General features: G+C 65.5%; 14 protein-coding genes. 9 read left to right on the forward strand and 5 right to left on the reverse strand.

The features are described from left to right. The first annotated feature begins 150 nt into the window (after nucleotides 1–150). Nucleotides 151–975 carry a universal stress protein gene (locus DNX69_RS16840; RefSeq protein ID WP_110787088.1) on the forward strand — a complete coding sequence of 275 codons (825 nt, stop codon included), beginning with the start codon at nucleotides 151–153 and terminating at the stop codon, nucleotides 973–975. 163 nt (nucleotides 976–1,138) lie between these two features. On the opposite strand, the gene DNX69_RS16845 is transcribed toward DNX69_RS16840, so the two are convergent. Next, on the reverse strand, nucleotides 1,139–2,419 hold the full coding sequence (locus DNX69_RS16845) for an alpha-glucosidase/alpha-galactosidase (RefSeq protein ID WP_110787089.1): 1,281 nt from the start codon (nucleotides 2,417–2,419) through the stop codon (nucleotides 1,139–1,141). Nucleotides 2,420–2,644: 225 nt separating this feature from the next. Between DNX69_RS16845 and DNX69_RS16850 the strand changes: the two genes are divergently transcribed. The 5 genes from DNX69_RS16850 to DNX69_RS16870 all read left to right on the forward strand — a co-directional run bounded on the left by DNX69_RS16850 (nucleotide 2,645) and on the right by DNX69_RS16870 (nucleotide 9,949). Then, complete coding sequence (locus tag DNX69_RS16850; protein ID WP_110787090.1) at nucleotides 2,645–3,583, forward strand: 1-phosphofructokinase; 939 nt, start codon at nucleotides 2,645–2,647, stop codon at nucleotides 3,581–3,583. A gap of 121 nt (nucleotides 3,584–3,704) precedes the next feature. Then, complete coding sequence (locus DNX69_RS16855) at nucleotides 3,705–6,017, forward strand: FdhF/YdeP family oxidoreductase (protein WP_110787091.1); 2,313 nt, start codon at nucleotides 3,705–3,707, stop codon at nucleotides 6,015–6,017. Between the two features lie 266 nt (nucleotides 6,018–6,283). Next, on the forward strand, nucleotides 6,284–7,546 hold the full coding sequence (gene glgC, locus DNX69_RS16860) for a glucose-1-phosphate adenylyltransferase (RefSeq protein WP_110787092.1): 1,263 nt from the start codon (nucleotides 6,284–6,286) through the stop codon (nucleotides 7,544–7,546). Next, entirely contained in the window at nucleotides 7,543–8,994 is a 1,452-nt protein-coding gene (gene glgA, locus DNX69_RS16865; protein ID WP_110787093.1) for a glycogen synthase GlgA, read from the forward strand. Before glgC ends, glgA begins: the two co-directional genes overlap by 4 nt. A gap of 163 nt (nucleotides 8,995–9,157) precedes the next feature. Then, nucleotides 9,158–9,949: a crotonase/enoyl-CoA hydratase family protein gene (locus DNX69_RS16870; protein WP_110787094.1), complete on the forward strand. Its 792-nt coding sequence runs from the start codon at nucleotides 9,158–9,160 to the stop codon at nucleotides 9,947–9,949. 180 nt (nucleotides 9,950–10,129) lie between these two features. On the opposite strand, the gene radC is transcribed toward DNX69_RS16870, so the two are convergent. Continuing rightward, nucleotides 10,130–10,843, reverse strand: coding sequence for a RadC family protein (gene radC / locus DNX69_RS16875; protein WP_425327309.1), 714 nt, complete (start codon nucleotides 10,841–10,843; stop codon nucleotides 10,130–10,132). A gap of 115 nt (nucleotides 10,844–10,958) precedes the next feature. Beyond that, complete coding sequence (locus DNX69_RS16880) at nucleotides 10,959–11,201, reverse strand: hypothetical protein (RefSeq protein WP_110787096.1); 243 nt, start codon at nucleotides 11,199–11,201, stop codon at nucleotides 10,959–10,961. 108 nt (nucleotides 11,202–11,309) lie between these two features. Here DNX69_RS16880 and DNX69_RS16885 point away from each other — a divergent pair, with 108 nt between their 5' ends. Next, nucleotides 11,310–12,302, forward strand: a complete 993-nt coding sequence (locus DNX69_RS16885; protein ID WP_110787097.1) for a Ku protein — start codon at nucleotides 11,310–11,312, stop codon at nucleotides 12,300–12,302. A gap of 237 nt (nucleotides 12,303–12,539) precedes the next feature. Beyond that, entirely contained in the window at nucleotides 12,540–13,070 is a 531-nt protein-coding gene (locus tag DNX69_RS16890; RefSeq protein WP_110787098.1) for an REP-associated tyrosine transposase, read from the forward strand. Nucleotides 13,071–13,192: 122 nt separating this feature from the next. On the opposite strand, the gene DNX69_RS16895 is transcribed toward DNX69_RS16890, so the two are convergent. Beyond that, entirely contained in the window at nucleotides 13,193–14,029 is an 837-nt protein-coding gene (locus DNX69_RS16895; RefSeq protein ID WP_207803157.1) for a helix-turn-helix transcriptional regulator, read from the reverse strand. A 98-nt stretch (nucleotides 14,030–14,127) separates the two neighbouring features. On the opposite strand from DNX69_RS16895, the gene DNX69_RS16900 reads away from it, so the two are divergent. Then, nucleotides 14,128–15,033: an SDR family oxidoreductase gene (locus DNX69_RS16900; RefSeq protein WP_110787100.1), complete on the forward strand. Its 906-nt coding sequence runs from the start codon at nucleotides 14,128–14,130 to the stop codon at nucleotides 15,031–15,033. A 199-nt stretch (nucleotides 15,034–15,232) separates the two neighbouring features. Here DNX69_RS16900 and map read toward each other — a convergent pair whose 3' ends face one another. Continuing rightward, nucleotides 15,233–16,057, reverse strand: coding sequence for a type I methionyl aminopeptidase (map, locus tag DNX69_RS16905; RefSeq protein ID WP_110787101.1), 825 nt, complete (start codon nucleotides 16,055–16,057; stop codon nucleotides 15,233–15,235). Nucleotides 16,058–16,080: the final 23 nt, after the last annotated feature.

A 16,080-nucleotide genomic window follows, 5' to 3' on the forward strand; every position in this document is an offset into this window, starting at 1 on the left:
ACCTTGCGGAAGATCAGCATTGCCCGATCTTCATCGGTCTAAGACAAAGGTGGTGCTAAACCATCGAGGGGCGGCCGCCGGCGCTCGTCACGGCCCCCTCACGAGTCATTTCGAATCAAATCCCAACAAGACGCCGCCGGGGAGCGCGACATGATCAAGGATCTCATCGTCAATCTTGAACGGAGCAAGGATCGCCAGCAGGTCACCGACCTTGCAATCGGCGTCGCCGAAATGTTCGGCGCCCATGTGGCCGGCTGCTGCTTCGCCTATGATTCGCTGCCGAGCTTCACGATGCCGGACTTCCCGTCCGACGTGCTGACCAAGATGCTGGCGGCGAGCGAGGAAGCGGCGCGCGCCGCGATCACGCAGTTCGAAGCGGCCTGCAAGCGCGAAGGTGTCTCCGCCGAGCATCATCTGCTGGAGACCGCCTACGGCACCTCGGGACGTTTCCCCAAGATGGCGCGCCGGTTCGATCTGTCGGTGATCATGCAGTCCGACGACGAGAACGGCGACAACGACATTCTGATCGAGCAGGTGTTGTTCGACTCAGGCAGGCCGCTGCTGATCCTGCCCTACATTCAGAAGACTCCGGTCAAGCTCGATCGGGTGATCTGCTGCTGGGACGGCAGCCGCGCCGCGACCCGCGCCATCAACGATTCCAAACCGTTCCTGCGCCGGGCCGGCCAGGTCGAGCTGCTGATCGTGCGGGACCATAAGGTGCGCGATCCGAACGAGCTGCGCGGCATCGAGATGGCCAATCATCTGGCGCGCTACGACGTCAAGGTCGACATCAAGACCATCACCGCCCCCGACATCGGCGTCGCCGGCACCATCCTGTCGCATGTCGCTGATACTTCCGCCGACCTCCTGGTGATGGGCGGCTACGGCCACTCCCGTCTGCGCGAATTCGTGCTCGGCGGCGTCACCCGCGAGATGCTGACGTCGATGACCGTCCCGGTGCTGATGTCGCATTGAGGCGGTCGTTCGGCACTCACTCCGGACTCCTCATCGTCATTCCGGGGCGCGCGCAGCGCGAACCCGGAATCCCGAGATTGTCGCGCATCAGGACGTTTACATCAGGTCGGGATTCCGGGTTCGCTTGCTACGCAAGCGCCCCGGAATGACCGGGCGATTGCTGCTACACACATTGCCGAATATACGGCCGGTTGATCTCCCACAGCTCGTCGAGGATCTTCTCGGCCGCGACCGCCGAGTTGACCACCGGGTCGATCAGCAGCGCTTGCAGCGCCAGTTCTTTCGAGGCGTGGACGGCGGCTTCGACGGCGAGCTGCTGCACGCTGGCCTGCATCAGCATCAGCTTGGCGATCGGGTCGGGCAGCGGGCCGAGTGACACCGGATGCACGCCGGCGGCGTCCACCGTCACCGGCACTTCGACCGCGAGCTCGGCCGGCAGGTTGGGGATCACGCCGCGATTGAGCACGATGCCGGATTCGATGAAGCGCTTCTGGTTGTGCAGCATCGCGGCGATCGCCGCCGCGCCGCGCTCGCCGGACGGCTCGGTCCACCATTGCGGAATCGGCATCGTGCCGCCGAGCACGCCGTTGAGCTGGGTGAGGAATTCGCCACGCCAGCGTTCGTCCTGGTCGAAATCGTAGCCCTTCTCGCCGGCTTCCCAGCCGTAAGGCAGATACTCGCCGAGATGATCGTCGCTGCAGGTCAGCCAGTAGCCGAATGCGCGATACAGCCGCCGCGTGAACCGCCAGGCATCCGGATCGAAGCTCTGCTCGGCGGCGCGAAACCGCGGATACAGATCCTCGCCGGTGTCGCGGTGGCGGATCTCGGTCAAGCACTGGAAGTGATTGAGCCCGGCGCCCCACACCTCGATCTCGTCGCGCGGCATCTGCATGATGTAGGCGATCGCGTCGCGGCCCATGAAGATGCCGTGACACAGTCCGATATGGCGCACCTTGGTGTAGCGGCCGAGCGCCAGAATGATCCGGCTCTCCGGATTGGAGTAGTTGAGGAACAACGCGTTCGGGCACAATTCCTCGATGTCGCGGATGAAGTCGAACACCAAGGGCAGCGTGCGCAGCGTGAAGAACAATCCGCCCGGACCGCCGTTCTCGCCGAGCGTGTGACGGATGCCGTGCTTCTTCGGCACCTCGAAGTCCTGCTTCCACAGCCGGTTGCGATCGATCGCGGTGGCGTTGATGACGAACCCGGCGCCGTCGAGTGCGGCGCGGCGGTCGGTGGTCTGCTCGATGATCAGTCCGGCGCCGGACCGTGCATTCATCAGCTTCGCCAGCTCGGTCATTCGGCCGAGCGTTTCCGGATTGCGTCCGACCAGCGTCAGCGTCGAACCGGCCAGCACCGGCGACGCGAACAGGTCGCGAAACATGCTGAGACCGAACGACGCACTGGAGGCGCCGAGGAACACGATCTTGGTGGTGTTGGGCATCTCAGATCGACTCCGCCAGCAGGCCAGTTAGCCGCGTGAAGCGGGCAGATCCGCGCGCGGGCCTTCGCCTGCTATCTGTTGCGAACGGACCTCGAGTGAACCGCAACCTTGCGGCTGCGGTCTTGACGCCGATCAACGGCGTCGGCACACCGCCACGCCACACTGCTTCCCCGCCCCCGCCTGTCGGAATTTCATCAGCAGCATCAAACCGGAGTGCGCCCCGCGATGGTCGACATCGTCACCCTTACGCCCAATCCTGCGATCGACCTGTCGACATCGGTCGAGCGTCTGGTGCCGAGCCGCAAGCTGCGCTGCGCGGCGCAGAAGCGCGATCCCGGCGGTGGTGGTATCAACGTGGCGCGGGTGGTGAAGCGGTTCGGTGGTGACGTCGAGGCGATCTTCCCGGCCGGCGGCTTCACCGGCAAGCTGCTCAAGCTGCTGCTCGACGAAGAAAACGTGCCGAGCCGGATCGTCGAAGCGGTGGCCGAGACGCGGGAGGATTTCTCGGTCAGCGAGAACGCCACCGGCGAACAATACCGCTTCGTGCTGCCCGGCCTGCCGCTCGCCGAGCACGAATGGCGCGGCATGCTCGATGCCTTGGCGGCAACCTCGCCGGGACCGAAGATCGTGATTGGCAGCGGCAGCCTGCCGCCGGGTGTGCCGGTCGATTTCTACGCGCAGGCTGCCGCGGTGGCCAAGCAGCTCGGCGCCAAGTTCTTTCTCGATACCTCCGGCAAGCCGCTGGTGGCAGCGCTGGCGCAGGGCGTCACCCTGATCAAGCCGAACCTGCGCGAGATGCAGGAGCTCGCCGGCCGGCCGCTCGGCTGCGAGAAGGAATGGGTCGACGCCGCGCGCGCGCATATCACGGCCGGTCAGGTCGAGATCGTGGCGTTGTCGCTCGGTCATCTCGGCGCGCTGCTGGTCACCAAGGACGAGGCGCTGCGGTCGCCCGCGCTGCCGGTGACCGCGGTGTCGACCATCGGCGCCGGCGACAGCTTCCTCGGCGCCATCGCGCATCGCTTGGCGCAGGGCGGTTCAGTCGCTGATGCGTTTAGGCTCGGTCTTGCGGCGGGGGCCGCGACCCTGACGGTGCACGGCACGCAATTGTGCGGCCCTGCCGAGGTCGAGCGGCTGTACGGGCAGGTGATCATCGAGCCGATCTGAGCGAACCCTGCTTCGGCGCCGCATCGCGGCTCGCGCGGTTTTGCCGCACCCAGCCGGAACTGATCGCGAGACCCCCGGTTGATGTGCCGCATTGGCTGGCGGCGCCTTGCCAGGAGCTCGCATGTCCCAAGACGAATCCCGACTGAACGACACCGAAATTCCCGACAGCGCCGACGGCACGGTCACATATGACGGTCCCGCCGGCGGTTGGGGTTCGTTGCAGGGGATCAGCCGGATCTTCGGCAAGGAGTGGAGCTCGCCGGCCGCTATCGAAACCTTGATGCGCCAGAATAAGCCGAAAGGCTTCATGTGCGTGTCGTGCTCCTGGGCGAAGCCCGCCGACTATCACACCTTCGAATTCTGCGAGAACGGCGCCAAGGCGACGCTGTGGGAGCTGACCAGCGCGCGCTGCACGCCGGAGTTCTTCGCCGAGCACAGCGTCACCGAGCTGCGGGGTTGGTCCGACTACGATCTCGAGATGCAGGGCCGGCTGACGCATCCGATGCGCTACGACGCCGCCACCGACCATTACGTGCCGTGCTCGTGGGACGAAGCGTTTCAGGCGATCGGCGAGCATCTGCGCTCGCTCGATCCGAAGTCCGTGATCTTCTATGCGTCCGGCCGCGCCAGCCTCGAGACCTCATATCTCTACGCGCTGTTCGCGCGGCTGTACGGCCACAACAATCTGCCCGACAGCTCCAACATGTGTCACGAGACCACCTCGGTGGCGCTGAAGAAATTGCTCGGGGTCGGCGTCGGCACGGTGGTGTTCGACGACCTGTCGAAATGCGACGCGATGTTCTTCTTCGGTCAGAACACCGGATCGAACAGCCCGCGCTTCCTGCATCCGCTGCAGGACGCCGCCGAGCGCGGCGTCGAGATCGTCACCTTCAATCCGGTGCGCGAGAAAGGGCTCGAGAGTTTCGTCAATCCGCAGAACCCGGCCGAGATGCTCACCGGGCGCGAGACCCGGATCAGCAGTCAGTACCATCAGGTCAAGGTCGGCGGTGACATCGCCGTCCTGACCGGCCTGTGCAAGCACGTGTTTGCGCGCGACGACGAGGCCAAGCGCGACGGCCGTCGCGTGATCGACGCCGATTTCATCAAGGCGCACACCCATGGGTTCGAGGAGTTCGAGGCCAAGATTCGCGCGACTTCGTGGGACGAGATCGAGCGGGAGTCCGGCCTCGGCCGGGCGGCGATCGAGGCCGCCGGCGAGGTCTATGTGAAGGCCGAGCGTGTCATCGGCATCTACGGCATGGGCCTGACCCAGCACGCTCACGGCTTTCTCAACGTTGCGATGTTCGTCAACCTGCTGCTGCTGAGGGGCAATATCGGCCGCGACGGCACTGGCATTTCGCCGGTGCGCGGTCATTCCAATGTGCAGGGCCAGCGCACTGTCGGCATCTCCGAAAAGCCCGAGCTGGTGCCGCTCGACAAAATGGCCGAGCAGTTCGGCTTCGACCCGCCGCGCGACAAGGGCATGAACACCGTGGAAGCCTGCCATGGCCTCATCGAGGGCCGCGTCAAAGCCTTCATCGGGCTCGGAGGCAATTTCGTTCGGGCAATTCCCGAGCGGGACGCGATGGAAGATGCCTGGACGCGGATGCAGCTCACCGTGCAGATCGCCACCAAGCTGAATCGCAGTCATCTGATCAATGGCAAGGCGGCCTATCTGCTGCCCTGCCTCGGCCGCACCGAGCAGGACATCCAGGCCACCGGCCCGCAGGCGGTGACGATGGAAGACACCTTCAGTTGCATTCAAGGCTCGGTCGGGCTGCGCCGTCCGGCGAGCGACCAGCTGAAGTCGGAGCTGGAGATCGTCGCCGGAATGGCCAAAGCCACGCTGCCCGACAATCCGAAGGTGAGATGGGACGATTGGGTCGGCGACTATGGTCTGGTGCGTGACCTGATCGCCGAGAGCTATCCGGAGATGTTCCACGACTTCAATGCGCGGATGTTCACCCCGGGCGGGTTCTACAAGGGCAACGCGGCGCGCGAGCGGATCTGGAAGACCGAGAGCGGCAAGGCGGAGTTGACCGCGCCGGAGCGCTTGAATTCGATCGGCTTCGCGGACAAGGCGGGACGCTATCGATTGATCACGATGCGATCGAACGACCAGTTCAACACCACGATCTACGGCATGAGCGATCGGCTGCGCGGCATCGAAGGCCGCCGCGACGTGCTGCTGATCAACCCGGACGAGATCGCGCGCGCCGGCCTGACGGAGGGCCAGGAAGTCTGGCTCGAAGGCGATGCCGGCGACGGCGTCCATCGTGAAGTCGGCCCGCTGCGCGTGACGCCGTTTAGGCTGCCGGATGGTTGCCTCGGCGCCTATTATCCCGAGATGAATCCGCTGATGCCGCTATGGCACCACGATGGACCGTCGAAGACCCCGGCTGCGAAATCGGTTCCGGTGCGGATTCGAACCTGATCGCGTGCCAGCTTGATCCACGTCATCGCCAGTTCACGCCGCTCGGTTAATCCGCGACTGAATGCATGCCGGCCACGGCGTGACGCCGCGGCATGGTCAACCGCGCCCACCGAACGATGCATGTTGCATCGGCACACGGTTGGCTGGCATTGCAAGGCCTGCACGCGTCAGCCACTATGTGGCACTGCGACATCGCTGTCGAAGCGCGTAAGACGCGATTGCGAAGTAGGAATGGCCGGTTTTCGGCCGCTGGAATGAGAGGCCGCATGAGTCAAGGTGTCACCGCTCCGCTCGCCCGTCACGCAATGGCCTATGTGCTGGCAGGGGGACGTGGCAGCCGGCTGATGGAGCTGACCGATTGGCGTGCCAAGCCTGCGGTGTACTTCGGCGGCAAGTCACGCATCATCGATTTCGCGCTGTCGAACGCGCTGAATTCCGGTATTCGCCGAATTGCAGTGGCCACGCAATACAAGGCGCACAGCCTGATTCGGCATCTGCAGCGCGGCTGGAACTTCTTCCGTCCGGAGCGCAACGAGAGCTTCGACATTCTGCCGGCGAGCCAGCGCGTGTCCGAGGAAATGTGGTATCGGGGCACAGCCGACGCCGTCTATCAGAACATCGATATCATCGAGAGCTACGATCCGAAGTTCATCGTCCTGCTGGCCGGCGATCATGTCTACAAAATGGACTACGAGAAGATGCTGCAGCAGCACGTCGAGCAGGGCGCCGACGTCACTGTCGGCTGCCTCGAAGTCGAGCGCGCGGAGGCGACCGCATTCGGCGTGATGCACGTCGATGAAACCGACCGCATCATCTCATTCCTGGAAAAGCCCGCCGATCCGCCGGCAATGCCCGGCAAGCCCGACAAGGCGCTGGTCAGCATGGGCATCTATGTGTTCGAGACCAAGTTTCTGCTCGACCAACTGCGCCGCGACGACGCCGAACCGAATTCATCGCACGATTTCGGCAAGGACATCATTCCCTATCTGGTCAAGCACGGCAAAGCGGTGGCGCATCACTTCAACAAGTCGTGCCGTCGCTCGAATTCCGAGGCGACCAGCTATTGGCGCGACGTCGGAACGGTCGACGCCTATTGGGCGGCCAACATCGATCTGACCGACATCGTGCCGCAGCTCGATTTGTACGATCGGGAATGGCCGATCTGGACCTACGGAGAGATCACGCCGCCGGCGAAATTCGTCCACGACAAGGACGGGCGCCGCGGCGAAGCGGTGTCGTCGCTGGTTTCGGGCGGCTGCATTATCTCGGGCGCGTCACTGCGGCATTCGCTGCTGTTCACCGGCGTCCGGGTTCATTCCTATTCGCATGTCGAAAACACCGTGGTGCTGCCCTATGCGGACATCGCGCGTTCGTGCCGGCTGACCAACGTCGTGGTCGACGCCGAGGTCAAGCTGCCGCCCGGCCTGGTGGTGGGTGAGGACCCCGAACTCGATGCCAAGCGGTTCAGGCGCACCGAAAGCGGCATTTGTCTGATTACCCGCGCGATGATCGAGAAGCTCGACTCATGACCTCTCTGACGGCGCTGTCGATCGCGTCGGAACTGTTTCCGCTGATCAAAACCGGAGGGCTCGCCGACGTTGCCGGCGCGCTGCCGACCGCCCTGCGCGCTCACGACGTCGCCGTCACCTCGCTGCTGCCGGGCTATCCGGCCGTGCTCGGCGGCATCGAGGATCCACGCCAGGTGCACGACTTCCACGATCTGTTCGGTGGCACTGCGCGGCTGCTGTCCGCGCGCTGCGGCGAACTCGATCTGCTGGTGCTCGACGCCCCGCATCTCTATGTCCGGCCCGGCAATCCCTATCTCGGTCCGGACGGCAAGGACTGGCCCGACAACGGGCTGCGCTTTGCGGCGCTGGCCCAGGTCGGCGCGCGGATCGGCCAGGGCCTGCTGCCGCACTACGCGCCCGACGTGCTCCACGCCCATGACTGGCAGACCGGGCTGCTGCCGGCTTACCTGAAATACAGCGGCCGGCCGGGGCCGAAGACCGTCTTCACCATCCATAATCTGGCGTTCCAGGGACGGTTTCCCTATGAGCTGCTCGCCAAGCTCGGCCTGCCCCAGCGCGCCTTCAGCCTCGACGGTATCGAGTATTACGGCGGCATTGGCTATCTGAAGGCCGGCCTGCAGCTCGCCGACCGGATCACCACGGTGTCGCCGACCTACGCGGCCGAGATCCAGGGCTCGGAAGCCGGGATGGGGCTCGACGGTCTGTTGCGGCTGCGGGGCGGCCGACTCTCCGGCATCCTCAACGGCATCGATACCGACGTCTGGAATCCGGCCAATGACGCGCTGATCGCCGCCACCTACGATGTCGAAAGCATCGCGGCCCGCGCTCGGAACAAGAAGGCGCTGCAGGCGCGGTTCGGTCTCAAGCCCGAGCCCGGCGCGCTGCTATACGGCGTGATCAGCCGGCTGTCGTGGCAGAAGGGGCTCGACCTGTTGCTCGAAGCGCTGCCGCAACTGGCCGGCGGCGGTGCACAGCTCGCCCTGCTCGGCGCCGGCGACGCCGAACTCGAGCAAGCCTATGGGGCTGCGGCCCGCAAGTATCCCGGCCAGATTGGCGCGGTGATCGGCTACGACGAAGCGCTGGCGCATCAGATCCAGGCCGGTGCCGACGCGCTGTTGGTGCCGTCGCGGTTCGAGCCTTGCGGGCTGACGCAATTGTGCGCGTTGCGCTACGGGGCGGTTCCGGTGGTGGCGCGGGTCGGGGGGCTAGCCGATACCGTGGTCGACGCCAACGAGATGGCGACTGCGACCGGTGTCGCGACCGGCGTGCAGTTCGCACCGGTGACCACCGACGCGCTGATCAAGGCGTTCGGCAAGACCCGCGCGCTGTTCGCCGACGTCGTCGCCTGGCGCAATCTGCAGATCAACGGCATGACCACCGACGTGTCGTGGAAGAACCCGGCCCAGCACTACGCCAAGCTGTATCGCGATCTGGTGGCGGAGCGCTGAGCCCGCCCCCCGGGTGTGAGCCCGAGCGACGAGCCGTCGGTCGAACGCTGCAAGGCGCGCGTCCTCCCGAAGCCGAGGTCTTGATCGCGATCGCGGCTCGTGACAGCGATGTCGCATGACGATCCCGCCAAGGGACGCAAGGCGACAACAACGGGAGAAACCCATGCCCAGCCAGGACAGTGTCCGGATCGATCGCGACGGCCCGGTGACCATTGTCACCATCAACCGCCCCGAGCGGCGCAACGCCGTCGACGGCGCCACCGCCAAGAAGCTGTACGACGCCTTTCTAGCCTTCGACGCCGACGAGACCGCCTCGATCGCGGTGTTCACCGGTGCCGGCGGCACCTTCTGCGCCGGCGCCGACCTCAAGGCCGTGGCGGCGGGCGATGCCGAGAAGAAGCGCGAGATCGCCGGCCACAATACACTGGCACCGATGGGACCGAGCCGGCTGCGGCTGGGCAAGCCGGTGATCGCGGCGGTGGAGGGCTTTGCAGTCGCGGGCGGCCTCGAACTGGCGCTGTGGGCGGATATGCGGGTGGTCGCCGAAGACGCCACGTTCGGGGTTTACTGCCGCCGCTTCGGCGTGCCGCTGATCGACCTCGGCACCATCCGGCTGCCGCGGCTGATTGGGCATTCGCAGGCGATGGATCTGATCCTGACCGGCCGTCCGGTCGCGGCCGACGAAGCCCACCGCATCGGGCTCGCGAACCGCTTGGTGCCGCGCGGCGAGGCGCTGCCGCGCGCGATCGAGCTCGCCAAGCAGATCGCGCAATTCCCGCAAACCTGCCTGCGCGCAGACCGCCTCTCCGCCTTCCAGCAATGGGATCTGCCGGAAGAAGACGCGATCATGAACGAGATGCGCGGCGGGCTGAAAGTGATCCAGTCCGGCGAGACCCTGTCAGGTGCGACGCGGTTCGCGCAAGGCGAGGGCCGGCACGGCGCGTTCACGTCCTGACAACCGATGCCGATCGGCGGGATCAAGCACTTTCCGCTCGCACTTCGTCATCCTGAGGCACCGCCGCGTAGCGGCGGCCTCGAAGGATGGGCCGCCGAGACTTCGTCTCCGCATCCTTCGAGGCTCGCCCTTACGGGCGAGCGCCTCAGGATGACGAGTCAGCGAAGAGACGGCGTCGCCTCAAATCAGCCTTAGTCCCTTCAGGCTGGCGTGGCCGTTCTTGCCGACGATGATGTGGTCGTGCACCGCGATGCCGAGCGGCTCGGCGATCGCCATGATCGACTTGGTCATCTGAATGTCGGCCTGTGACGGTGTCGGATCGCCGGAGGGATGATTGTGCACCATGATGACCGCGGTCGCCGATAGCTCCAGCCCGCGTTTGACGATCTCGCGCGGGTACACCGGCGTGTGGTCGACGGTGCCGACCTGCTGCAATTCGTCGGCGATCAGCTGGTTGCGCTTGTCGAGAAACAGGATGCGGAACTGTTCCTTGTCGGCGAACGCCATGGTGGTGCGGCAATAGTCGATCACCGCCGACCACGACGACAGCACGGTGCGCTGCTTGACCTGTCCCTTGGTCACTCGCGCCGCCGCAGCGGCAATCAGCTTCATCTCGATCACGGCGGCGTCGCCGAGCCCGTTGACTTCGCGCAGCCGCTCGGCCGGCGCCTGCACCGCCTCGGCGAACGAGCCGAACCTGGCGATCAGCGCCTTCGCCAGCGGCTTGACGTCCCGGCGTGGCAGCGCCCGAAACAGCACCAGTTCGAGCAACTCGTAGTCGGACAGCGCATCGGCTCCGGCCTCGCGGAACCGCTCCCGCAGCCGTTCGCGATGGCCGTGATAATGCGGCGCTTCGGCAAATCCCGGTTGCGGCGATCGCTCGGCATCGTCCATCGGCATGTCCACGACCGGGTATCATCCGGATCGCTCAACCATGCCGTGCCGGGCAGCTTTTGCAACCGGAATTCCGTCGCCTCGCCCGCCGCTTAACAGGCTTTTGGCCGGTCGCTCAATCGGCGCTGGGCAGCCGCCGCATGGTGAATTCGATGGTGTCGTCCGGCAGTTCCCGCCAGGTTTCGACGCTGCTCATATAGGCGGCTTTCGGCCATGCCTCGAGAAACGCCTTCGCCTTGGCCCGAGCAGCGGGCCGCGGCAGCACGAAGGTCTCGCGCAGGAAGCCGTCGGCCGGCGTGCTGCGCCGCGCCATCCGCGTCGCAAGATCGCGCGGCAATTCCCGGGGACGATCGACCATGGCGGCGGCTCCGCTGACGCTCCTCGGCACACAAGATAGTCGGTCCCGGGAACGAATCCGAGTCCTTCCGGCTTTGAGTCCGGTTCGAGTAGCAGTGGAGTATGCGTCATGGCCCCCCGCGCCAACTGGAAGGGCTTTCTGAGATTGTCGCTGGTGACCTGCCCGGTGGCGCTCTACCCGGCCACCTCGGATTCCGAGAAGATCAGCTTCAACCAGATCAACCGGGCCACCGGCCATCGGATCAAATACCTCAAGGTCGACGCCGAAACCGGCGACGAGGTCTCATCCGACGAGATCATGAAGGGCTACAAGGTCGACACCGACAGCTACATCGAGATCACCAAGGACGAGCTGGACAACATCGCGCTGGAATCCACCCGCACGATCGAGATCGATCAGTTCGTGCCGCGCTCAGAGATCGACGATCTGTATCTGGTGCGGCCGTACTATGTGGTGCCGGACGGCAAGGTCGGCCACGATGCCTATGCGGTGATCCGCGAAACCATCCGCAGCATGGACAAGGTGGCGCTGGCGCGGGTGGTGCTGACCAATCGCGAGCATGTCATCGCGTTGGAGGCCCGCGACAAAGGTCTGGTCGGCATGCTGCTGCGCTATCCCTACGAGGTGCGCGACGTCGGCGACTATTTCGACGACATCCAGGACGTCAACATCACCAAGGACATGCTCGATCTCGCCAAGCATATCGTCGAGCAGAAGTCCGGCCACTTCCAGCCGGATCTGTTCGAAGACCATTATGAAAGCGCGCTCACCGAACTGATCAACCGCAAGATGGCCGGACAGCCGGTCAAGCCGCAGGCCCGGCCGCGCGGTGACAACGTCGTCGACCTGATGGATGCGCTGCGCAGGAGCCTCGGCGAAAGCGGCAAGTCGGCGCCGGCTGCTGCGCCCAAGAGCTCAACTGCGGCCAAGCCCGCCGCCGCAAAACCTGCGAAGACCAAGAAACGTAAAACGGCAGCCGGCCAAAAGGAAATGCTGCTGCCGATCTCCGGCCAGGGTGCCGGCAAGGCGAAGGACGAGCCGGCGAAGGGAAAGAAGCCCGCGCGGAGCGTGGCGGGCAGCAAGGCTCGGAAGGCCAGTTAGTTCACCGCAACCTCAGTGCCCGCGAGGACTGAGGTGACTCTCGCGCGCGGGCACGGCGCACGGCGCCTTTGCCCACCCTACGTTTGCTACTCCCCTCGCTTCGCCAGGATCAGCTCGGCGACTGCGAAGACGCGGAAAGCTGGTTAGTTATTGTTGTGACCCAAGAAGTAGCTAGCGTAGGGTGGGCAAAGGCGCTCTGGCGCCGTGCCCACCTCGCAGTTGCAGATCGGGCGTTCGATGTCTCGATACCGGAGAGCCAGATTCGAAGGCGGCCTCTATTTCTTTACCGTCGCACTCGCCGACCGCCGTAGCAGCCTGCTCGTCAACGAGGTCGATAGGCTCCGGCAAGCCTATCGCTCGGCTCGGCAGCGCTGTCCGTTCGACACCGTAGCGATCTGCGTCCTGCCGGACCATCTTCACGCGGTCTGGGCACTGCCGGCGGGCGACGCCGATTTTCCGACCCGATGGAGCCTGATCAAGCGCGGCTTTTCCCGCGGCCTGCCGCCGTCGCCGGCACGATCCGCCAGCAAACTCGTCAAACGCGAGAAGGGCATCTGGCAGCGCCGTTACTGGGAGCACGTGATTCGCGACGATGGTGATCTTGCGCGTCACATCGACTACGTTCATTTCAATCCGGTCAAACACGGCATTGTCGCGCGGGTTTCCGACTGGCCGCACAGCAGCTTTCATCGCTATGTCGCACAGGGATTACTCGCGCCGGATTGGGGCGGCGATGCGCGCGCGATTGGCGGTGACTTCGGGGAATGAAGATCGTCATAAGGTCGGCAAGGTGCAGCGTGCCCACTGGTCGGTGACGCCAGTCGCGCAGCTATCGGACGGCGCGTGGGCACGGCGCAAGGCGCCTTTGCCCACCCTACGTTTGCTTCAAGCTACTCCCCTCGCTTCGCCAGGATCAGCTCCCGCACTTTCGCGGCTACGGTGGGCGTCGCCGGATTGTAGACGATCATGCCGAGTTCGGGGCGGCCTTCGACCGCGAAGGAGGAGAATTCGAGGTCGAGCGGGCCGGCTTCGGGGTGATGCATGCATTTGATGCCTTCGCCGTGGGCGACGATGTCGTTGTCTTGCCACAGCGCGGCGAACTCCGGGCTCATCCGGCACAGTTCGTCGACGAGGCCGAACACTTCGTCACTGCCGCCGGCGCCCGCCCGCGCGACGTCGGCGCGGAAGGCGCCGACCACGAACCGCGCGATGGCGCTCCAATCCTCGCGCCGGACGCGCTTGCGGCCGTCGCTGAACATCAGACGCAGGATGTTGCGCTGGCCGGGCTCCAGCTTGGCGTAGTCGGTGAGCAGCGCCGCTGCCGCCTTGTTCCAACCGACCACATCCCAGGTCGCGGTCTTGATAATGGCCGGACTCCATTCCAGCGCATCGAGCACGCGCTGCAGCCGCGGCGTGATGCCTTCGGCCGGCCTGTAGCGCACCTCGGGCGGGCGGCCGAGGGCGAGCATGAACAGATGCTCGCGCTCCGGCTCGGTCAGCATCAGCCCCTTGGCGATGCGGTCGAGCACTGCGGCCGACGGCGCGCCGCCGCGGCCCTGTTCGAGCCAAGTGTACCAGGTGGCACTGATATTGGCGCGCTGCGCCACTTCCTCGCGCCGCAGACCCGGCGTTCGCCGCCGCCCGGTCGCGAAACCGAACGCGGTGGGGTCGAGCCTGGTACGGCGGCTGCGCAGGTACGAGCCGAGTGCATTGGGTTGATCGGGCACGAGCGATCCTATTGAGAATTATACCAGGATAACGTCACGACTTTAACCGGGTGAGACATACCGCCAAATTTGCCGCCGACCAAATTGGAGGTATCTCGATGCGTGTTTTTCTCACCGGCGCGACCGGCTTTATCGGCTCCCGCGTCCTCAAACAGTTGCTCGGCGCTGGCCACCAGGTGATCGGACTGACGCGGTCCGATGCCGGCGAGCGCTGGCTCGCCGAAGCCGGGGCCAGCGTCCATCGCGGAACGCTCGACGACCCTGCCAGCGTCGCAAGCGGTGCCGAGCAGGCCGAGGCCGTGATCCACACCGCGTTCGACCACGAGTTCTCGCGCTTTGCCGAGAATTGCGAGAAAGACCGCCGCGTCATCGCGGCGATGGCGCAGGTGCTGGCCGGTTCGAACCGCCCGCTGATCATCACCTCGGGCACGGCGATGGGCGCCACCGGGCCGGGACAGCCGGCCGTCGAACAGGCGGCCGACTGGGATCATCCGCTGCCGCGGGTCGCCAGCGAACAGGCCGGCCGCGACGCCGCCGACAAGGGTGTATCAGTGGCGGTGGTGCGGCTGCCGCAGGTGCACGATCCGGAGAGGCAGGGACTGATCTCACCGCTGATCGAGATCAGCCGCGCCAAGGGTCTGTCGGCCTATGTGGGCGACGGAACGAACCGCTGGCCGGCCGCCCATGTCGACGATGTCGCGCGGCTGTATCGGCTCGCGCTCGACCATCACGAGCCCGGCGCGCGCTATCATGCGGTCGCCGAGGAGGGCATCAGCCTGCGCCTGATCGCCGAAACCATCGGCGCCGGACTCGGCGTCCCGGTCCGCTCGCTCGCCCCCGACGCGGTCGGTGATCACTTCGGCTGGATGAGCCCCTTCATGGGCCTCGACATGCCGGCGTCCAGCGCCTGGACCCGCAAGCGCCTGAACTGGACGCCGTCGGGTCCGGACCTGATCAGTGATCTGAAGGCGATGGATTACGGGCGGGTCGCGGCAGCGGGTTAGTCCTCAAGCGTAGGGTGGCCAAAGCGAAGCGTGCCCATCGTCTCGCGGAACGTCGACGCGCCAGGGGTCACGCGTGGGCACGGCGCCAGTGCGCCTTTGCCCACGCTACACGCGCTGCGCTTGCTCTGCGGAGCGAGGTCTCGCAACGAGTCATTCCGGGTTCGCGCCTGACGGCGCGCCCCGGAAGGTCGACTGCCGTTCAGCTCTGGAACGGCGGCTTGTCGAGGTTCTTCGGCGACAGCGTGAAGATCTCGCAGCCGTCTTCGGTGACGCCGATCGAGTGTTCGAACTGCGCCGAGAGCGAGCGGTCGCGCGTCACCGCGGTCCAGCCGTCGGACAGGATCTTCACATAGGGTTTGCCGAGATTGATCATCGGCTCGATGGTGAAGAACATGCCGGGCTTCAGCACCGCACCCTGCCCCGGGCTGCCGACATGGATGATGTTCGGCTCGTCGTGGAACAGGCGGCCGAGGCCGTGGCCGCAGAAATCGCGCACCACGCTCATCTGCTGCGGTTCAACGAAGCTCTGGATGGCGTGGCCGATGTCGCCGGTGGTGGCGCCCGGCTTCACCGCGGCGATGCCGCGCAGCAGCGACTCGTAGGTGACGTCGATCAGCCGCTCGGCTTTGCGGGCGATCGGCCCGACCGGATACATCCGGCTGGAGTCGCCGTACCAGCCGTCCAGGATCATGGTGACGTCGACATTGACGATGTCGCCTTCCTTCAGGGGCCGGTCGCCCGGCATGCCGTGGCAGACCACGTGATTGAGCGAGGTGCAGGTCGAGTAGCGGTAGCCGCGATACATCAGCGTCGCCGGATAGGCGCCATGGCTGAAGGCGAATTCGCGCACGAAGTCGTCGATCTTCGAGGTCGGACCCCCCGGCTTGACGATGTCGACCAGCTCATCGAGGCAACGCGCCACCAACTGGCCGGCCTTGCGCATGCCGGCGAAGCCGGCGGGGCCGTGCAGCTTGATCTGCCCGGTCTTGCGCTGGGCGGTTTCGGTGGCGTCGACGTAGCTCATGCGGACCAGTCTTATGAGAGTGT

The organism is Rhodopseudomonas palustris, assembly GCF_003226555.1.
GTDB classification, from domain to species: domain Bacteria; phylum Pseudomonadota; class Alphaproteobacteria; order Rhizobiales; family Xanthobacteraceae; genus Rhodopseudomonas; species Rhodopseudomonas palustris_I.